Annotated in this window: 24 protein-coding genes; 15 read left to right on the top strand and 9 right to left on the bottom strand. The window is 49.2% G+C overall.

Going from position 1 to position 22,195, the window contains the following annotated elements; all coding sequences use genetic code 11:
• Positions 1 to 58: 58 nt before the first annotated feature.
• The 7 genes from NWAT_RS02405 to mltB form a co-directional block, all read right to left on the bottom strand.
• On the bottom strand, positions 59 to 1,219 hold the full coding sequence (locus tag NWAT_RS02405) for a citrate synthase (protein ID WP_013219562.1): 1,161 nt from the start codon (positions 1,217 to 1,219) through the stop codon (positions 59 to 61).
• A gap of 166 nt (positions 1,220 to 1,385) precedes the next feature.
• A complete protein-coding gene (lipA, locus tag NWAT_RS02400; protein ID WP_013219561.1) occupies positions 1,386 to 2,360 on the bottom strand; it encodes a lipoyl synthase in 975 nt (324 codons plus the stop codon).
• Positions 2,357 to 3,031 (bottom strand): lipoyl(octanoyl) transferase LipB, encoded by a 675-nt coding sequence (gene lipB / locus NWAT_RS02395; protein ID WP_013219560.1) that lies wholly within the window; start codon positions 3,029 to 3,031, stop codon positions 2,357 to 2,359. The genes lipA and lipB overlap by 4 nt, the downstream gene beginning before the upstream one ends.
• Before the next feature lie 4 nt (positions 3,032 to 3,035).
• Positions 3,036 to 3,917, bottom strand: a complete 882-nt coding sequence (gene dat / locus NWAT_RS02390) for a D-amino-acid transaminase (protein ID WP_013219559.1) — start codon at positions 3,915 to 3,917, stop codon at positions 3,036 to 3,038.
• Positions 3,910 to 5,058: a D-alanyl-D-alanine carboxypeptidase family protein gene (locus NWAT_RS02385; RefSeq protein WP_041350848.1), complete on the bottom strand. Its 1,149-nt coding sequence runs from the start codon at positions 5,056 to 5,058 to the stop codon at positions 3,910 to 3,912. The genes dat and NWAT_RS02385 overlap by 8 nt, the downstream gene beginning before the upstream one ends.
• Before the next feature lie 86 nt (positions 5,059 to 5,144).
• Complete coding sequence (locus NWAT_RS02380; RefSeq protein ID WP_013219557.1) at positions 5,145 to 5,891, bottom strand: septal ring lytic transglycosylase RlpA family protein; 747 nt, start codon at positions 5,889 to 5,891, stop codon at positions 5,145 to 5,147.
• A 20-nt stretch (positions 5,892 to 5,911) separates the two neighbouring features.
• Entirely contained in the window at positions 5,912 to 6,901 is a 990-nt protein-coding gene (mltB, locus tag NWAT_RS02375) for a lytic murein transglycosylase B (protein ID WP_013219556.1), read from the bottom strand.
• A 464-nt stretch (positions 6,902 to 7,365) separates the two neighbouring features.
• On the opposite strand from mltB, the gene gatC reads away from it, so the two are divergent.
• The 7 genes from gatC (at position 7,366) to rpmG (ending at position 12,992) form a co-directional block, all read left to right on the top strand.
• The gene (gene gatC / locus NWAT_RS02370; RefSeq protein ID WP_013219555.1) at positions 7,366 to 7,653 is read left to right on the top strand and encodes an Asp-tRNA(Asn)/Glu-tRNA(Gln) amidotransferase subunit GatC; all 288 of its coding nucleotides are present in this window, start codon (positions 7,366 to 7,368) and stop codon (positions 7,651 to 7,653) included.
• A 27-nt stretch (positions 7,654 to 7,680) separates the two neighbouring features.
• Positions 7,681 to 9,132 carry an Asp-tRNA(Asn)/Glu-tRNA(Gln) amidotransferase subunit GatA gene (gatA, locus tag NWAT_RS02365; RefSeq protein WP_013219554.1) on the top strand — a complete coding sequence of 484 codons (1,452 nt, stop codon included), beginning with the start codon at positions 7,681 to 7,683 and terminating at the stop codon, positions 9,130 to 9,132.
• Positions 9,133 to 9,238: 106 nt separating this feature from the next.
• The gene (gene tviB, locus NWAT_RS02360) at positions 9,239 to 10,516 is read left to right on the top strand and encodes a Vi polysaccharide biosynthesis UDP-N-acetylglucosamine C-6 dehydrogenase TviB (protein WP_013219553.1); all 1,278 of its coding nucleotides are present in this window, start codon (positions 9,239 to 9,241) and stop codon (positions 10,514 to 10,516) included.
• A 59-nt stretch (positions 10,517 to 10,575) separates the two neighbouring features.
• A complete protein-coding gene (locus NWAT_RS02355; protein ID WP_013219552.1) occupies positions 10,576 to 11,586 on the top strand; it encodes an NAD-dependent epimerase in 1,011 nt (336 codons plus the stop codon).
• Between the two features lie 31 nt (positions 11,587 to 11,617).
• Positions 11,618 to 12,487, top strand: a complete 870-nt coding sequence (locus NWAT_RS02350) for an endonuclease/exonuclease/phosphatase family protein (protein ID WP_013219551.1) — start codon at positions 11,618 to 11,620, stop codon at positions 12,485 to 12,487.
• 99 nt (positions 12,488 to 12,586) lie between these two features.
• Positions 12,587 to 12,823 (top strand): 50S ribosomal protein L28, encoded by a 237-nt coding sequence (gene rpmB, locus NWAT_RS02345; RefSeq protein ID WP_013219550.1) that lies wholly within the window; start codon positions 12,587 to 12,589, stop codon positions 12,821 to 12,823.
• Positions 12,824 to 12,836: 13 nt separating this feature from the next.
• A complete protein-coding gene (gene rpmG / locus NWAT_RS02340; RefSeq protein ID WP_002812427.1) occupies positions 12,837 to 12,992 on the top strand; it encodes a 50S ribosomal protein L33 in 156 nt (51 codons plus the stop codon).
• Positions 12,993 to 13,074: 82 nt separating this feature from the next.
• Here the strand turns inward: rpmG and NWAT_RS02335 are convergent, their stop codons facing one another.
• Positions 13,075 to 14,244, bottom strand: a complete 1,170-nt coding sequence (locus tag NWAT_RS02335) for a DesA family fatty acid desaturase (RefSeq protein ID WP_013219549.1) — start codon at positions 14,242 to 14,244, stop codon at positions 13,075 to 13,077.
• Between the two features lie 257 nt (positions 14,245 to 14,501).
• Between NWAT_RS02335 and NWAT_RS02330 the strand changes: the two genes are divergently transcribed.
• The 7 genes from NWAT_RS02330 to NWAT_RS02300 all read left to right on the top strand — a co-directional run bounded on the left by NWAT_RS02330 (position 14,502) and on the right by NWAT_RS02300 (position 20,450).
• Positions 14,502 to 14,951 carry an NUDIX domain-containing protein gene (locus NWAT_RS02330; RefSeq protein WP_013219548.1) on the top strand — a complete coding sequence of 150 codons (450 nt, stop codon included), beginning with the start codon at positions 14,502 to 14,504 and terminating at the stop codon, positions 14,949 to 14,951.
• Between the two features lie 246 nt (positions 14,952 to 15,197).
• Positions 15,198 to 16,148, top strand: a complete 951-nt coding sequence (locus tag NWAT_RS02325) for an ABC transporter ATP-binding protein (RefSeq protein ID WP_013219547.1) — start codon at positions 15,198 to 15,200, stop codon at positions 16,146 to 16,148.
• Entirely contained in the window at positions 16,145 to 16,909 is a 765-nt protein-coding gene (locus NWAT_RS02320) for an ABC transporter permease (protein ID WP_013219546.1), read from the top strand. Before NWAT_RS02325 ends, NWAT_RS02320 begins: the two co-directional genes overlap by 4 nt.
• Positions 16,910 to 16,956: 47 nt before the next feature.
• On the top strand, positions 16,957 to 18,345 hold the full coding sequence (locus NWAT_RS02315) for a GldG family protein (RefSeq protein ID WP_013219545.1): 1,389 nt from the start codon (positions 16,957 to 16,959) through the stop codon (positions 18,343 to 18,345).
• 12 nt (positions 18,346 to 18,357) lie between these two features.
• Positions 18,358 to 19,242, top strand: coding sequence for a DUF4340 domain-containing protein (locus tag NWAT_RS02310; RefSeq protein ID WP_013219544.1), 885 nt, complete (start codon positions 18,358 to 18,360; stop codon positions 19,240 to 19,242).
• 51 nt (positions 19,243 to 19,293) lie between these two features.
• Positions 19,294 to 20,109, top strand: a complete 816-nt coding sequence (gene mutM / locus NWAT_RS02305) for a bifunctional DNA-formamidopyrimidine glycosylase/DNA-(apurinic or apyrimidinic site) lyase (protein WP_013219543.1) — start codon at positions 19,294 to 19,296, stop codon at positions 20,107 to 20,109.
• Positions 20,110 to 20,252: 143 nt separating this feature from the next.
• Positions 20,253 to 20,450, top strand: coding sequence for a hypothetical protein (locus NWAT_RS02300; RefSeq protein WP_013219542.1), 198 nt, complete (start codon positions 20,253 to 20,255; stop codon positions 20,448 to 20,450).
• Positions 20,451 to 20,454: 4 nt separating this feature from the next.
• Here the strand turns inward: NWAT_RS02300 and NWAT_RS02295 are convergent, their stop codons facing one another.
• Entirely contained in the window at positions 20,455 to 21,066 is a 612-nt protein-coding gene (locus NWAT_RS02295) for a DUF4124 domain-containing protein (protein ID WP_013219541.1), read from the bottom strand.
• A gap of 630 nt (positions 21,067 to 21,696) precedes the next feature.
• Here NWAT_RS02295 and NWAT_RS02290 point away from each other — a divergent pair.
• Complete coding sequence (locus NWAT_RS02290) at positions 21,697 to 22,122, top strand: hypothetical protein (RefSeq protein ID WP_232420185.1); 426 nt, start codon at positions 21,697 to 21,699, stop codon at positions 22,120 to 22,122.
• Positions 22,123 to 22,195 lie beyond the last annotated feature (73 nt).

The following is a 22,195-nucleotide window of genomic DNA, read 5'->3' as shown; positions in this document are numbered from 1 at the left end:
TAGGGAAATCTTTTGCCCTAGGACAGAAATCAATAATACCGCCCTGCCAGAAACTCAGCTAGCTACGCTCCTTCAACGGAACATACCGCCGCAGAGGCTCACCAACATACACTTGAGTAGGACGGAAAATACGATTATCAGAAAGCTGCTCGTGCCAATGAGCCAGCCAGCCAGCAGAGCGAGAGACAGCAAATAAGGGTGTAAACTGGTCGATGGGTATTCCTAATTCCATATAAAGGATACCTGAATAAAAATCCACATTGGCATAAATGCCCTTGTGCCCCAATCGCTCCGTGGCGGCTTCTTCCAAGGCGATGGCTGTTTCAAATAACGGGCTGAGCTGCCCTCCCCGTTCGGCTGGCAGTCGTTCCATCAATTTCTGCAAGATCTTAGCCCGTGGGTCTTTAACTTTATAAACCCGGTGCCCAAAACCCCAGATTTTTTGCTTGCGGTCCAATTGCTTATCAAGCCATGTTTTTACATTTTCCGGCCGGCCGATCTCCCGCAGCATCTCAACCACACGTTCATTAGCGCCCCCATGCAAAGGCCCTGATAAGGTGCCAATTGCACCTGAAATTACTGCGTAGGGGCTAGCCAAGGTGGAGGCCGTCACTAGTGTGGCAAACGTAGAAGCATTGGTAGTATGCTCGGCGTGGAGTATCAGGCAGGTGTCCATGATCTTTGCCAAGAGTGGGTCCGGTTCCTCGCCATAAAACATATACAATAAATTATCGGCAATGGGCAGATCAGGGCGAGGAGGAATGGGATCATAACCATTACGGATATGCTCCCACATAGCAACTAGAGCAGGCATGCGGGCAATAATCTTGACCGTCATATTATCAACGTAGTCACGATCAGTACACGAATCGGAGTCAGTCAAGCATTCATTACCCGGATAAAACATCCCCAGCGCAGAAACACCCGCCTGGAGCATTTCCATGGGAGACCCCGTGCTCGGCAACGCGGTCATCAGGGTTCGAATATTATATTTTACCCGATAATTCTGACGTAGTTCCTGGGTAAATTCTTCAAGACGCCGAGCTGTTGGCAATTCACCGTCCAACAATAGCAAGGTGGTCTCTTCAAAGGTGCTGCGTTCAGCTAAATCTTCAATGGGATAACCCCGATAAGATAAAATACCACGTTCACCATCCACATCCGAGATATTGGACTGAGTCGCGGGAACTCCTTCAAGACCGGGTAAATATTCACTCATGTGGACCTCCTCACTTGGAAGCATTCGTAGTGTCTACACCCTAAACACCGTTATTGTAAATTTGTTTAGAACAACTCTCTTGCCATATCCACTAAAACAGACAAAAGCACGAATCCCCTCCTCCCCATACAAGGCTAGGATACTTTATATATGATAGCAAAAAACGCTAAGCGACGGATTCGCCGGCAGCCTGGCGATCGGCATGATAGGAGGAACGTACCATGGGGCCACTGGCAACATGGGTAAAACCCATCTCCCGTGCTTTATCCCCTAACCCATCAAACTCCTCCGGAGTCACAAAACGCCGCACCGGCAGATGATAAAGACTAGGTTGTAAGTATTGCCCTAAAGTCAGCATATCGCAGCCATGAGCACGAAGATCTTTCATCACCTGTTCCACTTCCGCTAACTCTTCTCCTAAACCCAGCATCAAACCGGATTTAGTGGGAACTGCTGGATGCTCCTCCTTAAAACGCGCCAATAAACGCAACGACCACAGATAATCCGCGCCAGGACGAACCGCCTTGTAGAGACGAGGCACTGTCTCCAAATTATGGTTAAAAATATCAGGCGGCCCAGCCACCAATGCCTCCAATGCCCGATCCATGCGTCCTCGGAAATCCGGCACCAAAACCTCGATACAGGTCCGGGGCGACTGAGCACGAATTGCCTGAATACAGCGCACAAAATGAGTCGCGCCACCATCGCGTAAATCGTCCCGATCAACCGAGGTCACCACTACGTGGCGGAGCCCCATCGCCCCAATAGCCTGGGCTAAATGCATAGGCTCCTCAGTATCCAAAGGATCTGGCCGTCCATGGGCAACATCGCAAAAAGGACAACGGCGGGTACAAATATTACCCATGATAAGAAAAGTCGCCGTACCGTGCCCAAAACACTCACCAAGATTAGGGCAAGCGGCCTCTTCACAAACCGTATGCAATCGATGCTCGCGCAACAATCCCTTAAGCCGTAATACCTCGGGACCTATGGGCGCCTTAGCACGAATCCAGTGGGGCTTACGTTGACGCTCCGTGGTAGGTTCAACCTTCACCGGAATTCGAGCAACTTTAGAGGCCCCCTTCAAAGCCCGGATATCCCGCTTTAATTCACCAGGTGGAGATGGGGTTTTTTGGCTCATTTAATCATCCTGTTTTCTTCTTCATAGAACGGGGCTAAATATCCCAACCGCCGCATCAGATAGCGAGATAAATTCTGTTGAACAACCGCCAGTGGAAGCACCTTACCTAAACGTTTGAGGTCAATAACTTCCATGCCTGAATAGCCGCACGGATCAATACGATAGAAGGGCGACAAATCCATAGCCACATTTAAACTTAGCCCATGATAGCAGCAACCTCCCCGCACCCGCAGGCCCAGGGAGGCAATCTTCCCGCCTTGAACATACACGCCTGGAGCCTTTGCCCGGCGTTCTGCCTCGATTTCATAGGATTGTAGCAAATCCACTACGGATAATTCTAACGCATCCACTAATTGCCGCACCCCCAAAGCCCGGCGGCGCAGATCAACCAAAATATAAACGATGCTTTGCCCTGGCCCATGATAGGTGACCTGCCCCCCCCGATCACAGCGCACTACAGGAATGCCACCTACATCCCGCAAATGGCACTCTTGGCCATTTAACCCTAGGGTAAAAACCGGGGGATGTTCCACCCACCACAATTCATCCACGGTGGCATTGTCGCGACGAGCGGTAAAATCCCGCATCGCCTGCCATACGGTATTGTAATCATGAAGGCCAAGGTTTCGTATCCGCAGCGTATCAACGCCCACTGGGATCTTCTTATTCATGGCTTTAATTCTCGCAAAGACCCGCTCGCACCTTCATCTTGTAGGCTTGATACAGCTTATCCATTCGCTGCCATAGGAGACCGGGCGCGCCATTGCCGATCCGGATTCCATCGATCCGGGTTACGGGGATAATTTCCCGGGTGGAACTGGTTAACCAAATCTCGTCCGCCTGAGTCAATTCCTGGGCAAGAATTGCCCGCTCCTGGCAAGGAATTCCGTTTTCTTTCGCTAGTTCCAGTATCAGATCCCGGGTAATCCCGGATAATAAAAATGAACCTTTAGGGGGGGTAACCAGTACGCCTTCGCGAACGATGAACACATTGCTGGCCGCCCCTTCGGTTAGCTGTTCCTCGTGCAGCAAAATTGCTTCTTGTGCTCCTGCGTCAATTGCTTCCTGGCGTAATAAGACATTAGCCAACAAAGCAATGGACTTGATGTGACAGCACTTCCAACGAATATCCTCTCGCGTCACGGCGCTAACTCCTTTTATCCGTAGCTCCGCCGATAGCGGCTCGAGGGGGCTGCTCATGGCAAAAACCGTGGGCTCAACCCGATCAGGAAAGGCATGATTTCGAATGGCAGCCCCTCGGGTCACTTGCAGGTAAACAGTTTGATCTACACTCTCATTACGCTCGACTAATTCTTGGAGCATGTTCTGCCATTGATTTTCCGAGAAGGGATTTTCTAAACGAACAGCTTCAAGGCTTTGTGCAAGGCGTTGCAGGTGTAAGGCCAAGCGGAAAAAGTGCCCACCATAAACCGGGATCACCTCATAGACTCCATCGCCAAACAAAAATCCCCGATCCAAAACGGAAACCTTCGCCTGCCCTAAAGGCAAAAACTCACCATTGAGATAAGCCGTGGCCAACAGTATTTCTTTAGGCAAAAAAGGACAATACCCAATCAATCAGCCGTTGCCACCAGCTCCCTTCTGGAACTGCTGTCAACGCGAGCAAGGGCCGTTTGAGCAAGACTTTGTCACCCAGCCTAACCGTGACGATCCCGAGGTTCTGCCCTTCGCTAACAGGGGCCGTGATTGTGTTTTGCACTCGCACTGACGATGACAACTCCTCCCAGCGTCCCCGCTGCAAAGTCACCGAGAGATCATCCGTCAGCCCTAGCGGTAATTCCTTGTTTGCCCCTTGCCAAACGCGTACCTTAGTAACCGCCTCTTTAGCAGCATAAATGCTGCGAGTATCATAGAAGCGAAAGCCGTAGTTCAGCAAAGCCAAGGATTCCTGCATGCGGATTTTAGGGCTCCCTGTTCCCATGACAACCGCAATCAAGCGCATCCCATCCCGCATGGCAGAAGAAGCTAGGCAATAACCAGCTGAGTTTGTGTGCCCCGTCTTAAAACCATCAACGCTGGAATCGCGTCTTAGCAAAAGATTACGGTTATACTGAGTAATTCCGTTATAAGTAAATGCTTGTTCGGAATACCAATCGTAATACTTAGGAAAATCCAGAATAATAGCCCTTCCCAAGGTAGCGATATCCCGTGCCGTCATATAGTGATTTTCATGGGGCAGCCCTGTGCTATTGACGAAGTGAGAGCCCGTCATACCCAGGAGCTGCGCCTGTTGGTTCATCAACGCCGCGAAAATTTCTTCAGTACCGCCCACATATTCAGCCAGGGCTACACTGGCATCGTTGCCCGATTGAATGATCATGCCCTTTATTAGAGTTTCCACAGGTACCCGGGTGTTCACCTCGATAAAAGTTCGCGATCCCCCCGTACGCCATGCCTTCTCGCTAATAAGCACCTCATCCGCAAGATGGATGCGACCCTGCTTCAGTTCCTTAAACACCACATAGGCGGTCATGAGCTTGGTGATACTGGCGGGTTCAATCCGCTCATCGGCCTGGTGCTCGGCAAGAACTCGGCCGGTGGCAAAGTCCTGTAGGAGGTACGCTTTGGCACTGAGAGATGGTGGCGCCGGAATAGGCAGAGACTGCCCCCACGCTTCACCCCCCAAAAACAGTAAGAGAGAACAATACCAAGGGAGAAGAAAACTACATGATTTCATCGCATTTATTTTAGGCTGCATGAGCGGCCATATCAGGCCAACTAGGTAAGCTACTATCTTGGCTACGATAGCACAGCGGTAGCCGTTTAGTGAACAACAATAGGGTGGGGGAAACCCAGTTCGGCAAGACGCTTGGTAATATTATCCAGCTTTTCCACACTCGATAAAGGACCAACGCGCACCCGGTAGAAAGGAGCCTGCTGCGTTGGCAGGGGACTCACTTTCACTTCTGCACTAATGGCTGACCGTAGTTGCTGTTGTAACTGTTCTGCACCGCGGGGGTTTTGGAAAGCACCGACCTGAAGATAAAATTCGTTTTCAGAAATACCTACCGTCCTATTCAGAGCGGGTTTTGGCTCTATAGCCCGTACCTCCACTAGCCCTGTACCTTGTCTATCCAAACCTAGCTTTACGGCGGCTGCATAGGAAAGATCGATAATCCTGTTGGAGTGAAATGGCCCCCGATCATTGACGCGCACAATGACTTGACGCTTATTGCTTAAATTAGTCACTGTCACATAACAGGGTAAAGGCAGGCTACGGTGAGCCGCAGTCATCCCATGCATATCGTAAATTTCGCCACTGGAAGTGCGGCGGCCGTGAAACTTTGATCCATACCAAGAGGCTATCCCCTTTTCCTTATAACCGCCGCTACTGCGGCGGGTGTAGTAACGCTGCCCGTTGACTTCGTAGAAAGGGGGATTACCATACTTGCTAAGCGGTTCCAGGTGGGGGGCGGAATCATTGGGCTTATCATCCGCTAGCAGCTTATTCTCCTGGGTTACTGGAAAACGGCTACAAGCCATATTCAATGGCACCGCCAGAAAAAACATGAGAGATAACACTCCCCACTTCATAAGCTGCTTTGGCCTTCACGCCGCGCTTTAATGGCCTTGGCCAACTGATAAACCGCCATGGCGTATAGAGGGCTAGGATTATAACGAATCAGAGCATAAAAATTATTAAACCCTAGCCAAACCTCAGGACCCTTTTCCTGTTCCAGCACAAACACGGAGGCAAGCTGGTCTTTAGAGATAGAATCTGCTACTTGAATCCCCTCCTGAAGCAGCTGACTCACGGGTATCGATGGTTTAAGCCCCCGCTTTAGCCATTGATGATAATCAACCCCATTGACTTCCGCTAAACTGGCTACAGGAGCATTTGCTTGCCAACCACCCTTCTTTTTCAGAAAATTGGCAATGCTGCCAATCGCATCTTCCGGAATTTCCCAAATATCTCGCCAACCATCCTGATCAAAATCCACGGCGTAATGACGAAAACTATCGGGCATAAACTGGGCAAGTCCCATCGCTCCCGCATAGGAACCTGTAAAACTGCGCGGATCTTTTCTTTCTTCGCGCGCGAGCAATAAAAACTCAATCAGCTGCTGACGAAAAAACCGGCTGCGCGGTGGGTAACGAAAAGCCAAAGTAGCAAGAGAGTCAATGACTCGGTAGCGGCCCATATGGCGGCCATAACGAGTTTCTACCCCCAGGATGGCAACAATGACCTCAGGGAGTACCCCAAATACCTCTTGAGCCCGCGCAAGACTGCGTTGGTTGGTTTCCCAAAAAGCGACTCCCCTCTGAATATGCTCAGGAGTAAGAAAAATACGCTGATACTCATACCAGGGTTTACTCTTTTCTGCCGGTCGTGAAATCACCTGGAGGATGTTCGTTTTAACTTCGACCTCGGCAAACAATTGCTTGAGTTCGGGCTTATCAAAACCATGCTGGGCAACCATCTCATCGATAAAATCATCGATACCAGGTAAATCGCTGTCGGCAGCAGCTACTACCAGGGGCAAAAAGGCATAGACCCAAAAAGTGATTATCTTTCTCATGAGCTTGTTCCGCGGCAACCTCTGCTACCCAAGAAGCAACTGGCAGTGACTTCGGGACGATAGTCATCTACCAACCATTGAAAAATACCTTAAGCTGTCAAACCTCCACTCACCAAACGCAGCAATACCACCCTCTGTACCATACTAAAAAAGCCGGCCCCATTCTGTAGTAAAATACAAATGAATCAGCCTATTCACCTACATAACCTAAGGGCAGGATATAGTAACTTTGGGCCGAGCCCTAATAAGGCACGCTTGAGGATGCCTGTAGTAGTATAAGTGCTTGCATAGGGACCTTACAAAACAACAAAACAGCTCTCGATACCGTATCGGCATTAAAGGGTATTACTGAAACGGTCTCTCTAATATAGAAAGCACCGTACTTTAGCAATGGCGGAGCCTTTTGAGCAAGCCAAGAAGTGTGTCAAAATCCCGTATACCATAATCCTGCTAGAGGAAAAATTATGACATTAAAAACGGCGGATGTTGAATATATCGCCCACTTGGCTCGCCTTGCCATCGACTCGGAGGCCATTCCACATTACAGACACGATTTAAGCCGAATCCTCGAATTCGTAGGACAAATGAATAAAGTTGACACTACCAATATCGAGCCCATGGCCCACCCTTTAGACGCCATCCAGCGACTACGTCCTGACGAAGTTACTGAAAACGATCAGTGGAGGACCTTTCAGGCTATTGCTCCCCAAGTTGAGGCAGGCGTCTACTTAATCCCTAAAGTTATTGATTAAGCTAACACAGTTTTTGAGAAATAATCCATGCATCAAAAGTCCTTAGCCGAACTGGCCAGCGCCCTAAAAGCCCGCGAATTTTCAAGCGAAGAACTCACCCAACACTATCTCAAACGTATAGAGCAGCTGAATGAAAATCTCAATAGCTTTATTACCGTCTCTACTGAAGAAGCCCTTAAACAGGCTAAAGCCGCCGATGCCATCTTACAATCTGGGGAAGGAAGCCCGATAACGGGTATCCCTTTAGCTCACAAGGATATTTTTTGCACTAGCGGCGTTAAAACGAGCTGCGGCTCGAAAATGCTCGACAACTTTACCGCGCCCTATGATGCTACCGTAGTCTCTCGCTTCAAAACCGCCGGCGCCGTAATGCTTGGCAAGACCAACATGGACGAATTTGCCATGGGTTCCAGCAATGAGACCAGTTTCTATGGTCCAGCGAAAAATCCCTGGGCTCACGACCGAGTTCCCGGTGGTTCCTCGGGGGGATCGGCGGCGGCAGTAGCTGCAAGATTGACTCCTGCGGCAACCGGAACAGATACCGGTGGTTCTATCCGTCAACCATCAGCTTTATGTGGAATCACGGGGCTAAAGCCTACTTATGGCCGGGTTTCCCGATACGGAATGATTGCTTTTGCCTCCAGCCTCGACCAGGGCGGTCCTATGGCTCGCACTGCCCAGGATGCAGCTCTTTTACTTAATACCATGGCGGGTTTCGACGAGCGGGACTCCACTTCTGTAGAGCAAGATGTTCCCGACTACACCCTTTCTCTTGAAGAGAGTATCGAGGGGATTAAAATCGGCCTGCCCAAAGAATATTTCGCTGAAAACCTAAACCCGAATATCGCCATCCCCATTGAAGCCGCTATCAAAGAATTTGAACGCCTCGGCGCTCAGATCCATGAAATCAGCTTGCCTAACACCGAGCTAGCTGTCCCCACCTATTATGTGGTTGCCCCAGCAGAGTGTTCTTCTAACCTTTCCCGCTATGATGGTGCTCGTTTTGGTTATCGTTGCGATAATCCCAAGGATCTCCTGGATCTTTATTGCCGCTCTCGGGGGGAAAGCTTTGGCCCTGAAGTCAAGCGCCGGATTTTAATAGGCACTTATGTGCTCTCGGCAGGCTACTACGATGCCTATTATCTCAAAGCCCAGAAGTTACGGCGACTTATCAGCAATGATTTTAAACAAGCCTTTACCGAGGTAGATATCATTATGGGCCCTACTTCACCAACACCCGCTTTTCAACTCGGAGAGAAAAGCGATGATCCGGTTGCTATGTACTTAGCTGATATTTATACCATCAACGTTAACCTGGCTGGATTGCCCGCGCTTTCCATTCCGGCAGGCTTTGCCCAAGGGCTGCCCATCGGCTTGCAAATCATCGGCAATTATTTCAGCGAGGCGCGCCTCCTTAACCTTGCCCACCGCTACCAACAAGTCACGGACTGGCATGACCACATTCCTCCAGGCTATTAAGAATTTAGCTACTAGACCGATAGCCTCGCAAGCAATTACCCTCCTATATTCACCTAAATAAACCAATACATCGTACCGAATTGCTAACATAAGGGAGAAACATGCGGTGCTAACATTAACAGAAATACGAGTGGGAATTCTCGGGCTAGGTTATGTGGGGCTCCCCCTGGCGGTGGAATTCGGCAAAAAGTTTCCTACTATGGGGTTTGATATCAATCCAAAACGTATTGCGGAGTTAAAAGAAGGACATGATAGTACTCTAGAAGTAGAACCTGAATTACTGGCAGAAGCCACCCAACTCCATTATACCCACCAACCACAAGATTTAATTGCTTGCAATGTCTACATTATCACCGTTCCTACGCCTATTGACGAACATAAACGCCCTGATCTCCGCCCCTTGGAAAGCGCGAGCCGTACGGTAGGCAAAGTACTTAAACGGGGGGATATCGCTATTTTCGAATCTACCGTTTATCCAGGAGCTACCGAGGAGGTTTGTGTTCCCATTCTGGAACGCGAATCAGGACTCACCTATAATCAAGAATTCTTTGCAGGTTATAGCCCCGAGCGAATCAATCCAGGAGATAAAGAGCATAGAGTAGCTTCTATCTGCAAGGTTATATCGGCCTCTACTGTTGAAGCCACGGAATTGGTTGATCAGATTTATGCCAGTATTATTACCGCAGGCACCCATAAAGCAAATAGCATCCGTGTGGCTGAAGCGGCCAAAGTAATCGAAAATACCCAACGGGATGTCAATATTGCCCTCATCAATGAGTTGGCAATGCTCTTTAACCGACTTGGTATTGATACCCAGGAGGTCTTGGATGCAGCAGCGACCAAGTGGAATTTCTTGCCATTTCGCCCCGGACTGGTTGGCGGGCACTGTATTGGCATCGACCCATACTACCTCACCCATAAGGCGCAAGCCATCGGTTTCCAACCGGAAATGATCCTCGCCGGCCGTCGCGTTAACGATGGCATGGGAAGCTACGTTGCTAGCCAAATAGTTAAACTCATGACCCAGCGCCGCATCCATGTAGTAGATAGCAGAATATTAATTCTAGGGCTCGCTTTCAAGGAAAACTGCCCCGATTTGCGCAATACCCGGGTGATGGATATTATCGCCGAGCTCAAAAACTACCATGCTCAAATTGATATTTACGATCCTTGGGTAGACGCTAAGGAGGCTAGACAAGAGTATGGAATTGCTCTTGTCACTAATTTAAGAGACGGTTATTACGATGCTATCATCGTGGCGGTAGCTCACCAGCAATTTACTGAGCTGAACGCCACAGGCATTCGCGCCTTAGGGAAACCAAAAAGCATTCTCTACGACGTCAAACATCTTCTCCCTAAGGAGGCGGTAGATGGCCGCCTTTAAGCTATTCTAAATTTGGCCTACATAATAATGCCCTAAGGCAAAGTCCAGGAAACGTCTAAATGAAAATTATGGTGACGGGAAGCGCCGGTTTTATCGGCGCGGCATTGACCGAAAAACTACTAAAGCGGGGTGATGAAGTCATTGGCGTTGATAATCTCAATGACTATTACGATGTTGATCTGAAACGAGCCCGGCTGGCTCGCTTTCAAAATGACTCCGCTTTTACCGAAGTGCCTATCGGGCTGGAGAATCGCGAAGCTTTGCAGGCTATATTTGCTAAATACCAGCCCCAACGGGTAGTTAATCTGGCGGCTCAAGCTGGCGTTCGTTACTCTTTGGAAAATCCCTATGCCTATATGGATAGCAATCTATATGGCTTCCTGAACATCTTAGAGAACTGCCGCCATTACCAAGTAGAACATCTCGTTTTTGCCTCCAGTAGCTCTGTTTATGGCGCTAACACCAAAATGCCCTACGCAGTCCAAGATAATGTGGATCATCCCTTGAGTTTGTATGCGGCTTCAAAAAAGGCTAATGAATTAATGGCCCATACTTATAGCCACCTATATCGACTTCCAACGACTGGATTGCGTTTTTTCACCGTCTATGGCCCTTGGGGGCGACCAGACATGGCTCTTTTTAAGTTTACCCGTAATATCCTGGCAGGCAAACCTATTGAGATCTATAATTACGGGCGTCATCAACGGGACTTTACCTATATTGACGATATCGTAGAGGGAGTGACACGCACACTGGATCGACTCCCGACTCCCAACACCAACTGGAATGGGGCTACCCCCGAGCCAAATACAAGTTCCGCACCCTACCGAATTTACAACATAGGTAATCACCAACCGGTAGAACTCGGTAAATTTATTAAAATACTAGAAGAATGTCTGGGCCGCGAAGCAAAAAAGAATTTACTCCCTCTACAACCTGGAGATGTCCCTGCCACCTATGCGGATGTGGATGATTTAATCCAGGACATGGAGTTCCACCCCGCTACACCTATCGAAGAAGGGATCGCCCGCTTCGTAGCCTGGTATAAAAATTACCATAAGGTAAGATAAGCAAGAAGATTAACTTTAAGGAAAGGTTAGAATGCCTGACTTAGCCCTTTGTTCACCGTCAACTTCTTCTGCTCAGGAACAACACAGCCTGCGCCTGTTAAGCTATAATATTCAAGCAGGCGTTACCACTACCCGTTATCATCATTACCTTACCCGGAGCTGGAAGCATATTCTGCCCGATGGGCGCCGCCATCAAACCCTAGCCAGCATTGCCCAAGTAATATCGGATTTCGATATTGTGGGGTTGCAAGAAGCAGATAGTGGTAGCCTGCGCACCGGCTTTGTGAACCAAGCAAAACTACTTGCGGAACTTTGCGATTTTACCTATTTGCACCAGCAAGCCACGCGCCGCTTTGCTAATATCGCTCAGCAAAGCAATGCCCTCCTTAGCCGAATACAGCCAAGCTATCTTCGTACCTATCGGCTGCCAGGTCTAGTACCCGGCCGAGGGGCTATCTTGGCCCACTTTGGTAATCCCAAAAATCCCCTAATCGTCCTTATGATTCACCTTGCTCTAGGCCGCCGCTCGCGAACCCAGCAATTAGATTTCATCAGTAACTTAGTCCACAATCATCCGTACGTCGTGGTCATGGGGGATTTAAATTGCCAGATTCACAGCCCTGAATTGCGTGCCTTATTGCGAAAAACTGGACTGAAGGCACCAGTCACTAAAATCCCAACCTATCCTAGCTGGCGCCCAAAACGGCATATTGATCATATCCTAGTAAGCCCCTCGTTAGAGGTCATTCAAGTTTGCGCATTAGCCCATGCCGTCTCTGATCATCTTCCATTAGCTACGGAAATTTTGGTTCCGGTGGAAATAGGGTTATGGGATGATAAAAATCCCGCGCTACCTGCCGAAAACACCCCAAAACCTGGACAAAAAGTTGCCTGGATATAAAGGCTTCTATAAAATTTACCCAAGATTTGGTATAACCCGCTTTTTTACATTCATAACGTCCCCTGGGTTCTCCAGGCGCTTATCTAGGAGTAATCAATAATGTCCAAAGTATGTCAGGTAACGGGCAAACGCCCCGCGAGCGGTAATAATGTTTCCCACGCCCATAACAAAACTAGGCGCCGGTTTCTGCCTAACCTCCATACCCATCGGTTCTGGGTTGAAGGTGAAAATCGTTGGGTAAAACTTAAAGTAAGTGGCAAAGGACTCCGAATGATCGATAAACTAGGTATTGATCGAGTCTTGGCGGATATGCGAGCCCGAGGCGAAAAAATATAAGGAGAGAGAAAGTATGCGCGATAAAATCAAGTTGGTATCCAGTGCAGGTACCGGCCATTATTACACGACGACAAAGAACAAACGTACCACACCGGAAAAGCTAGAAAAGAAAAAATACGATCCAGTAGTACGCAAGCATGTTCTTTATAAAGAAGCTAAAATTAAGTAACTATTAATTCTGCTTGAATTTCCTCTAAAAACCCGTCTTTCCTGGCGGGTTTTTAGAGGGCATCATAAAATTATTTATCCATTCAAACCTGCTGAAGGGAATAGCCGCGCAGGGAGAGGGCGAAATCCTGCAAGGCTTTGATGCCGGAGTCCTCGGCCTGACGGCACCACTCCTGCAGGGCGTCCAAGAGTGCCTCCTGGCTAGACCAGGCCTGGGACCAGAGAGCCTGAAGCTGCTGGCGGAAGCGATAGACCGTCTCCAGGCGCTGATTGTCCTTGAGCATAGCGCTAAGCTCTTGGCGAGCCTTGGCGTCCACCAGGGCCTCATGGCGTAGCAGCCAGCGCCGAGCCCGCCGATAGAGCGCATTGCCCGAGAAATAAGCCGCCTCCTCCTTGAGCACCGGGGCTATGACCTCCCGCCCATAGGCGGTCAGCAGGTGGAAGCGATGGGCCACCACGGCCCTGAGCGTATCCACATCCACCCACTGCTTGCCGGGCTGGATAAGCAGCTTAGGGGCCACCTTTTTCACCCGGGCCAGCTTCAACGCCGCCAACACCTGAATGTAGAGCCAGCCGATATCCAACTCATACCACTTGGAAGAGAGCTTGGCGGAGCTGCCATAGGCGTGGTGGTTATTGTGCAACTCCTCCCCCCCAATCAATATCCCCCAGGGGAGAAGATTGGTGGAGGCATCGGCCACCTCATAGTTCCGATAGCCCCAGTGATGACCCAGCCCGTTAATCACCCCCGCCGCAAAGAAAGGAATCCAGAGCATCTGAACCGCCCATATCACCAAACCCGCTACACCCCACAAACCCAGGTTGATGAACAGCATCAGCACAATCCCCGCGTAGCTATGTTTCGTGTAGAGGTTGCGCTCAAGCCAATCATCCGGGGTACCATGGCCATAGTTCTCCGTCACCTGCGGGTCTCGGGCCGCCACCCGGTAGAGCGAGGCCCCTTGCCATAATACCTTGTGGATACCCACCTCCCGCGGACTGTGGGGGTCTTCGGCTGTCTCGCATTTGGCATGGTGTTTCCGGTGCACCGCCGCCCATTCCTTGGTCACAATCCCCGTGGTCAGCCACAGCCAGAAACGAAAACAGTGGCTCACTGCCGGATGCAGTTCCAGCGCCCGGTGGGCCTGGTGGCGGTGAAGATAAACGGTCACACTGATAATAGTCAGGTGGGTGAGCACCAGCGTGACTACAACATAGCCCCAAAAACTCACTTCTAAAACTCCTGAAAACATGAAATTTAATTCTCCGATGTTATGTTATGCCAGAATTAAGTATCTTTATAAATTATAAATTTTTGGATATTGCCCGGGGGAAAACCCCGCTTACCGGCTTTGTTTTTATTATCTCAAACAAATATCCGATTATTTTTATAGATACGTCATTCTCCCAGCGGAAACCGCATACTAGCCGATGCGGTAATCAGGGTCTATAAAAGAGACATTGCCTCCATATATCTCATGCTTGACAGTCTCTTATCCAGGACAATACCATGCCTAAACCTATCACCCCTCTACTGGCAGTCGACATCATCATCACTCTAAAAGATCGCTCTAATCAACCTATTATCCTCATTAAACGCCGTAACCCTCCCCTCGGATGGGCCCTACCGGGTGGCTTTGTGGACGTTGGCGAGATGCTGGAGCAAGCGGCAATACGGGAAGCCCAAGAGGAAACCGGGCTTAGGGTTAGTCTTGAAGCCCTGTTAGGTTGTTACTCTGATCCAGCACGAGATCCTCGTGGCCATACCATCAGCGCGGTCTACGCAGCCAGCGCTTCCGGGGTCCCTAAAGCCGCCGACGATGCGGCTGAAGTAGCCTTATTTTTGCTGGATAAACTTCCTGAAAACTTAGTCTTTGACCACCACCAAATCTTAACCGATTACGCCCGCTATCGCTCCTCTGGAACGCTTGCGCCAATCCACCAAGTGGGTTCAAGTTAAAGGAATAATATGCCAAAATGGCGTTTATCTGGTTAGCTGTCAATAGCAAGCAATACAAATAAATATAAGCACCTATGAATAAATAAGGGGATAGTGTAGGGCCAGAGCCAAGGAGCAAGAAAAGCCCTATATTGAAGAATAACCCCAAAGAGCGTGCATCAAATTTTTCAGGGAAAAAACGAGTTAGGCTGCGAAGGGCAGTAATACCTCAAAGCTTTCTTTGCCGAGGAACTTAATAAACGACCCATGACGCAAGATATTCTAATACGCGTGGAACAACTATACCGATATTATAGCGGGCACTGCGCTGTTAAAAACGTTAGCTTCGATGTTCGAAGGGGCGAGATATTGGGTTTTCTTGGCCCTAACGGTGCCGGGAAAACCACTACCATGCAAATCCTGGCAGGCAGCCTGGCGCCGAGTTCCGGGCAAGTGAGGATTAATGATTTCGACTTGCTAGATAAACCCAAGCGGGCTAAACAAGGCCTCGGCTACTTACCCGAAACCCCTCCCCTTTATCGGGAACTTACCGTGACCGAATATCTTGCTTTCTGCGCCCGCCTCAACCGTATACCAAGAAACCAACAGGCAGGGGCCATTACCTCGGCTATCAATCGCTGCGGTTTAAAAGAAGTGAGCAAACGGTTGATTGGCAATCTTTCCAAGGGCTATCAGCAGCGAGTGGGAATTGCACAAGCCATCATTCACTCTCCCTCCGTGATTATCCTGGATGAGCCGACAGTAGGTTTAGACCCCATCCAAATCCGGGAGATTCGCGAACTTATTCGTGATCTAGCCCAAGAACATAGCGTCATCCTTTCCACCCACATCCTGCCGGAAGTCCAGGCTATCTGTGATCGGGTCCAGATTATTAACCAAGGAAAATTAGTGCTTACCGATACTATCGCGGGGCTAAGTCAGCGGATGGAGGCTACCAGCACCTTGGTAAGGTTTGGCGCCCCCCCCACAGCCGATGCGCTAATGTCCATAAAGGGCGTGACAAGTGTAGAAAGGGAGAAAGACGGGCGATTCCGGCTTCATTCTCAACCTGATAAGCAAGATCCCGTGGAAGAATTGGTTCGCCGCGCCGTTGATGAAGGGTGGTATCTGCGGGAACTCACCCCGGAGCGGCGTACGCTAGAAGAAATTTTCGTCGCTATTACTCAGACGGAAGCCTCGCAGGAGTCGGCGCTATGATGGTTTTTACCTTGGCGCTACACGAGCTACGCCGTTTGTTCCTCTCACCCTTAGCCTGGGCCACTCTAGCAGTCACCCAAATTCTTTTTGGCTATATGTTTTTCACTCAAGTTGCCTATTTCTTGCAATTCCAACCCCGCCTTATGGGTCTTCCCGAAGCGCCTGGGATCACTGAAATCGTAGCTCTCCCCCTATTTCAAAATGCCGCCGTGATTATGCTTTTGATAGTCCCTTTGATGACCATGCGCCTGGTGGCCGATGAAAGGCGCAGCCGTACTCTCGCCCTGCTATTCTCAGCTCCTCTCTCCATGACCGAAATTGTGCTCGGTAAATACTTAGGTACGCTAGCCTTCTTTATCATTATGACTCTCTTGCTTGCTTTGATGCCCCTTTCCCTGCTCCTAGGGGGTACCCTGGATTTTGGGCTCTTGGCAACGGGATTGCTCGGGTTAGTACTACTGATTGCAAGTTTTATCGCCATTGGGTTATTTCTTTCCTCCCTAACCCAGCAGACTACGGTAGCCGCTATTGGCTCCTTTGGCGTACTACTGTTACTCTGGATTATCGATTGGGCCGGCAATAGCGGTATTTTAAAAGAAGGGGGTGATGAGGTATTCAGCTATCTCTCCCTGTTTCGGCACTACCAAACCTTACTAGAAGGTCAATTCAATAGCAGTGATATTATTTATTACTTATTGATTATAATAACTTTTCTAGTGCTGAGTATCCGCCGGCTCGATGCTGACCGGCTACCTCATTAATTCATAATTTAATTGTATCGGTATTAAGGAGCCAACCGGGACAGCATATGCGCGTCACTCGAAAAACTCATCGGCAAATCAGACTACAAAATCTTTTTTTCACCCTCTTATTCTTCACTATTGTAGGTCTGATCGCTGTCCTTAGCCTACGGTATAACTACCAGGCTGACTGGACTGCTAGCGGCCGCAATACTCTCTCCCAGGCGAGTCAATCGCTTCTGGAACAGCTTGAAGGTCCGGTTACCATCATCAGTTTTGCTCAAGATCCCCATTACAAGCAGCAAATTACCCAACTGATTGAACGCTATCAGCAATACAAACCGGATCTGGAATTAAAGTATATCAACCCGGAAATGGCGCCCACTCAAGTCCGGGAGTTGGGAGTTACCCTTGAAACGGATCTGGTGATTAAAAAAGATGGCCGGCAGGAAAAACTGCGAAATTTGTCTGAGGAAGGCTTGACTAATGCCCTAAATCGGGTTGCTCGCAGCGGCGAGACAAAAATTGTTTTCCTAACGGGCCATGGCGAACGGGACCCCCATGGCCATACTGGTTTTGATCTCGAGAATTTTACCCAATACCTGGAAACTAAAGGGTTTCATATTCAGTTATTAAATCTGGCAACTCAATCTCAAATTCCAGATAACATCCAGTGCTTAGTCGTTGCCAGCCCCCAGACTGATCTCTTGCCGGGCGAGGTAGAACTTATCCAGGCCTATGTTAAAAATGGTGGTCACCTGCTCTGGCTGGCCGAACCCGGGCCTTTGCATGGATTAGAACCCCTGGCGAAGGATCTCGGTATCACGCTACTACCGGGGACCATCATCGACCCTAGCGCTCGGCTATTACTTGGCCGTGGCAACATTACCTTTGCTCTGGTCTCGGAATACGATAATCATGCCATTACCGAGCACCTCACATCGGTTACTTTATTTCCCCGGGCGGCTGCGTTGGAGAATAAAAAAAAGAACGGCTGGAAGGCCCAAGCAGTACTTGCTACCTTAGCCCGGACCTGGGTAGAAAGTTCCGGGTTGGAGGAAAAAATCGAGTTTGATCAAGGAAAAGATACCGCCGGTCCTTTTACCATTGGATTCGCTCTAAATCGAGGGCCACCTCCCTCCAAGAAGGCGATGACCAGTGAAGAAAAAAGCGCGCCTGAGACCCGTACCCAGCGCGTAGCCGTTATTGGCGATGGGGATTTTCTCTCCAACGCTTATCTTGGTGGGGGGGCTAATTTGGATTTGGGCCTTAATCTTATTAACTGGCTTACCCATGAGGATCGCTTTATCGTCACTCCAGCACGGACACGCCCCGATACCTTTCTCCAGCTTTCTTCCACAGCTTCTTGGGCAATCGGCCTAGGATTTTTATTAGTATTACCCGCGGCATTACTAAGCCTTGGGTTACTCATCTGGTGGCGGCGGCGGCAACGTTGAAGTAAAACTTCCATGAACACACGTACCTTGCTTAATTTTGCCCTCCTGGCTATTGCTGGACTCCTGGCTTGGGCCGTTTTTTATGAACCGGGAATCAAGCCCGAACCCGTTCTAAGTCCGCTCACGTCCATCAATGCTGAGCGCATCCAGACAATCCGTTTGGCCCATAAATCCCGCCAAGCGATCCAGCTGGAGCGAAAGCAAGGAAATTGGTTCGTTACGGCTCCTATCCAAGCACCGGCTAACACACCTATGGTCGAAACGCTGCTAAGTATTGCGAAAACCCCAAGCTATAGCCATTACCCGGTCCAAAATATAAACCTTAGCAACTTAAATCTAGAACCTCCTGAAGCCCGCCTAACTCTAGATGGCCTAGCACTCGCCTTTGGCACCACGGAACCGCTACACCAACGCCGTTATGTTTTGGTGAAAGATAGGGTTCATCTCATTAGCGACAACGCTTTTCAGGCCGTTGCTTCGGGCACCGCCGATTTTGTCGATCCAGCCTTGTTTCCTGGTGACTACGCCATCACCGAACTACGGCTCCCCCAGGTCACGATCGAGGCAGGTAATCCAAAGGTCAGCCCTAAACGCACCATTGTACTACGCCGAACTCAAGAGACCTGGAGCGCTGAAGGCACCAATGGCAAGCCGACCAGCGAGGCGATTGCAAAGCTAGTCAAGGCTTGGCAGCAACATACCGCCCAGCAGGTCGAACTGAAAGGAAACAGGGCAACACTGGTTACTATTGAAGTACAAAGGGAAGGAGTTCCCCCCATTCAGCTTGAGCTCCTCGCAACCCTACCCCGTTTAATATTGGCCCGCTCAGATTTTGGAGTCGAATACCATTTATCCGTCTCGGCCTGGAATACCCTATTTCAGTTACCACGGAACTAACCTACAAGCTTAAAGAGAAACTTGGCAAATCACCCATAGCGGACCAATCCAGTGCCCGAATTACCAGAGGTTGAAACCGTTCGTCGCGGCATCGAACCACACCTCGTAGGCCGCCAAATACATACAGTTATTGTCCGAGAGTCCCGTCTACGCTGGCCAATTCCGCTCTTCTTAACCCAGAATCTTATTGGCCAGTCCTTTCTCGCTGTAGGACGCCGTGGCAAATACCTCCTTTTGAATTGTACCCAGGGTACGATTATTTTTCACCTCGGTATGTCTGGAAGTCTACGCCTGGTCACAAATAATACACCGCCTGCAAAACATGATCATCTTGATATCCTATTGAATAGCGGCCGTTGTTTGCGTTTCAACGATCCCCGCCGATTTGGATCAGTATCCTGGACTCAAGCGAACCCCGTGCATCACCCTCTGCTGGAGATACTTGGGCCAGAACCCTTAGAATCTCTATTTGATGGACATTATCTTTTTAAACACTCCCGCCATAGGCGAGCCCCGGTTAAAGTCTTTATCATGAACCACCGGATAGTAGTTGGGATTGGAAATATTTATGCTAATGAAGCACTGTTTCTGGCAGGGATTCATCCCCGGCGATCCGCTGGCCGCATCGGTTTAGCCCGCTACCAACGGCTAGCAGACACTATTAAGACAGTGCTAGATAATGCAATTCAGGCGGGAGGAACTACATTGCGGAACTTTTTAACTAGCGATGGTAAACCCGGCTATTTCGTTCATCAGCTCCAAATTTACAATCGTAACGCCCATCCTTGCCCGGTTTGCGGAACTCCTATTCGCCTTGAACGCATTGGCCAACGGGCAAGCTATTACTGTCCCCGCTGTCAGCATTAACCAAAGTGTGCTACCCTGCTTGACTCGACTCGACTCGTCGAATCTAGCTCCTCGCATATATACTACGCAAACCATGGATAGTTGAAAGATGGATTAAAACTGCTCACTTGATGGATCCCACGTTATTTTGGAGGTAAAACCCGATGAACGCACCTAAAGTTCTTATTATCATCGCCATTATTTTTGTATTAATTAATCTTATCGGCTGGTTAACTAAGCCTGATAATTATAAGTCCAATCCAGATTACCGAGGTTCCCTTTCACCCATGCAGACCTATGGGCAACTGAACAATGAGCACTCTATTTTGGCTCCTACCGCAAACCGTCAGATGAACGCCTAACTTTTTAAGGAGTAGGGGCGCCACCAGGATTAGGCGGCCCTGGCATTCTTGGCATCTGCGGCGCTCTAGGGGCCCTTTGCACGCCACCAGGCTGGCCTTTACCGTGAAACAAGATCGACATACGCCGCATATGGAAAGTGATGGTTTCGGAATGGGCAACGGGTGTTCCCGCTCGATCAAGTAATTTTGCCTGTAGCGTATGGCTGCCTCGATCCACATTAGTCAAAGTATATCTAAGGTTGGTTTTAGTTTTGCCTACTGACTGGCCATCCAATAAAAGCTGCAGCCTATAATCTGAGTCAACTTCCAGGGGCGGTTCTACTTGGAGCGCCACCTCAACTTTACCGGTATTCTCTCGCACGGTTGCATCATCCTGAGGGGCAAGGATGCTCAGCCGATGGGAAACCATTGCGTTTGCTTTAGTTTGATCGGCTGCTTCCATGTTTTTAGGCAACGGTGGCGGCGAATAGGTCTGTAAGGGCATTGTTGTAAGTTCCACGGCGCCTTCCCGCGGCTGATCGGAATACTCAACCTTCCCATCCGGAGTGACATACTTATAGATGCCACCTAGGGTAATAACTGGTATTAAACCGCATAAAAGAAGCAGTATACGCATATTTTAGAAATAAACTAAAAATGAAGGAAAAGGTAAAATAACGCTTTACCTGCAAATATACTCGGCAGTCATCCGCTTTAATTTAAAAAAACTGTTTATCTTTAACCCGGTAACAACCTTCATGAATTCCCCCCGAAGTGAGTGTAAGACTATGGAAGCAAAACCGCACCAAGGCGGTAAGGAGGAAACTGCCGATTAAGCTGCGCCTAATTGAGGTACTCGGGTGGCGGATGCTTCAATCTCCTGGATAGGTTCTGAGAAAAAATCAGGCGGGTCAGCCCCTCTCCATGCTTCTGGAGTTATCGAGCATGCGATAAAACCGGTATGGGATCAGGCAAGCACGATCTTGCTCCGTTTGGTCACGATCATGTTTCCAGACAATAACGGCCAGTATAGCTGAAGATGCCTTAAATTCTTCGCCGAGGGACTTAACTCCTAAAGAGATTGGTAAAAAGCCATGAAATGATTGCCTCAATACCTGCAAATGTAGTACCTTTTAAGATGAACCTTTAAGTCGATTCGGGTTTGATGAGCTTAATCTAACCAAGCGCATGAATCGATGTGGAGTTTGCTGCAATTATGTGCATCTATCACATAGGATTTCCCCTAATTAAGTATGGAATAAAATTTATGAATAAAATAAATTACTTATATTTAATCGCTTTTCTCGCATTGTTTGCCAGCACAAGTGTAAATGCCGCGCTTAACACAGAATTCGATGAAAGCGATGTCTTGCTTCATTGTGAGCGCCCCCCGGAGGCAGACAAATATCCAGAAGAGGTATTCAATAAAATATTCCCAGAGATTACAAAACGGCTTCAGACCTACGCGAACAAGGGAAAGGTACTGAGAGCCCACTACATGGGTAAGCTCGGGCAGGGATTCTTTGTTGTCGTCCAGGGAAAGAATGAGGAAGACGCCATCGCCAACGCCAAACGCATCCGGCAGGAAAATTTGACCACTATATACGAGGCTACGAAGGATTCTAAAATAGGCCCCCAGCCTGACTACTGCCAAATGTTTAGCATCGGCCCGGTAGCAGTCCTCCCTCAATAACGCTTTCTGTTAGGCGTACGTAATCCCAGGTCTTGGTCAGCAACAACCAAGACCTGGCTTATTCATTCGGGAA

It is taken from the genome of Nitrosococcus watsonii C-113, from assembly GCF_000143085.1.
In the GTDB taxonomy this organism is placed as follows: Bacteria; Pseudomonadota; Gammaproteobacteria; order Nitrosococcales; family Nitrosococcaceae; genus Nitrosococcus; species Nitrosococcus watsonii.
The sequence above is the reverse complement of the archived record's forward strand: the minus strand, read 5'-3'. Positions and strand labels throughout refer to the sequence as shown.

Bases quoted from the DNA above. Each gene is read 5' to 3' on its own strand.
- NWAT_RS02405 (WP_013219562.1), bottom strand. From the start codon at position 1,219: ATGAGTGAATATTTACCCGGTCTTGAAGGAGTTCCCGCGACTCAGTCC.
- lipA (WP_013219561.1), bottom strand. From the start codon at position 2,360: ATGAGCCAAAAAACCCCATCTCCACCTGGTGAATTAAAGCGGGATATC.
- lipB (WP_013219560.1), bottom strand. From the start codon at position 3,031: ATGAATAAGAAGATCCCAGTGGGCGTTGATACGCTGCGGATACGAAAC.
- NWAT_RS02385 (WP_041350848.1), bottom strand. From the start codon at position 5,058: ATGAAATCATGTAGTTTTCTTCTCCCTTGGTATTGTTCTCTCTTACTG.
- NWAT_RS02380 (WP_013219557.1), bottom strand. From the start codon at position 5,891: ATGTTTTTTCTGGCGGTGCCATTGAATATGGCTTGTAGCCGTTTTCCA.
- mltB (WP_013219556.1), bottom strand. From the start codon at position 6,901: ATGAGAAAGATAATCACTTTTTGGGTCTATGCCTTTTTGCCCCTGGTA.
- gatC (WP_013219555.1), top strand. From the start codon at position 7,366: ATGACATTAAAAACGGCGGATGTTGAATATATCGCCCACTTGGCTCGC.
- gatA (WP_013219554.1), top strand. From the start codon at position 7,681: ATGCATCAAAAGTCCTTAGCCGAACTGGCCAGCGCCCTAAAAGCCCGC.
- NWAT_RS02355 (WP_013219552.1), top strand. From the start codon at position 10,576: ATGAAAATTATGGTGACGGGAAGCGCCGGTTTTATCGGCGCGGCATTG.
- NWAT_RS02350 (WP_013219551.1), top strand. From the start codon at position 11,618: ATGCCTGACTTAGCCCTTTGTTCACCGTCAACTTCTTCTGCTCAGGAA.
- rpmB (WP_013219550.1), top strand. From the start codon at position 12,587: ATGTCCAAAGTATGTCAGGTAACGGGCAAACGCCCCGCGAGCGGTAAT.
- rpmG (WP_002812427.1), top strand. From the start codon at position 12,837: ATGCGCGATAAAATCAAGTTGGTATCCAGTGCAGGTACCGGCCATTAT.
- NWAT_RS02335 (WP_013219549.1), bottom strand. From the start codon at position 14,244: ATGTTTTCAGGAGTTTTAGAAGTGAGTTTTTGGGGCTATGTTGTAGTC.
- NWAT_RS02330 (WP_013219548.1), top strand. From the start codon at position 14,502: ATGCCTAAACCTATCACCCCTCTACTGGCAGTCGACATCATCATCACT.
- NWAT_RS02325 (WP_013219547.1), top strand. From the start codon at position 15,198: ATGACGCAAGATATTCTAATACGCGTGGAACAACTATACCGATATTAT.
- NWAT_RS02320 (WP_013219546.1), top strand. From the start codon at position 16,145: ATGATGGTTTTTACCTTGGCGCTACACGAGCTACGCCGTTTGTTCCTC.
- NWAT_RS02315 (WP_013219545.1), top strand. From the start codon at position 16,957: ATGCGCGTCACTCGAAAAACTCATCGGCAAATCAGACTACAAAATCTT.
- NWAT_RS02310 (WP_013219544.1), top strand. From the start codon at position 18,358: ATGAACACACGTACCTTGCTTAATTTTGCCCTCCTGGCTATTGCTGGA.
- NWAT_RS02300 (WP_013219542.1), top strand. From the start codon at position 20,253: ATGAACGCACCTAAAGTTCTTATTATCATCGCCATTATTTTTGTATTA.
- NWAT_RS02295 (WP_013219541.1), bottom strand. From the start codon at position 21,066: ATGCGTATACTGCTTCTTTTATGCGGTTTAATACCAGTTATTACCCTA.
- NWAT_RS02290 (WP_232420185.1), top strand. From the start codon at position 21,697: ATGAATAAAATAAATTACTTATATTTAATCGCTTTTCTCGCATTGTTT.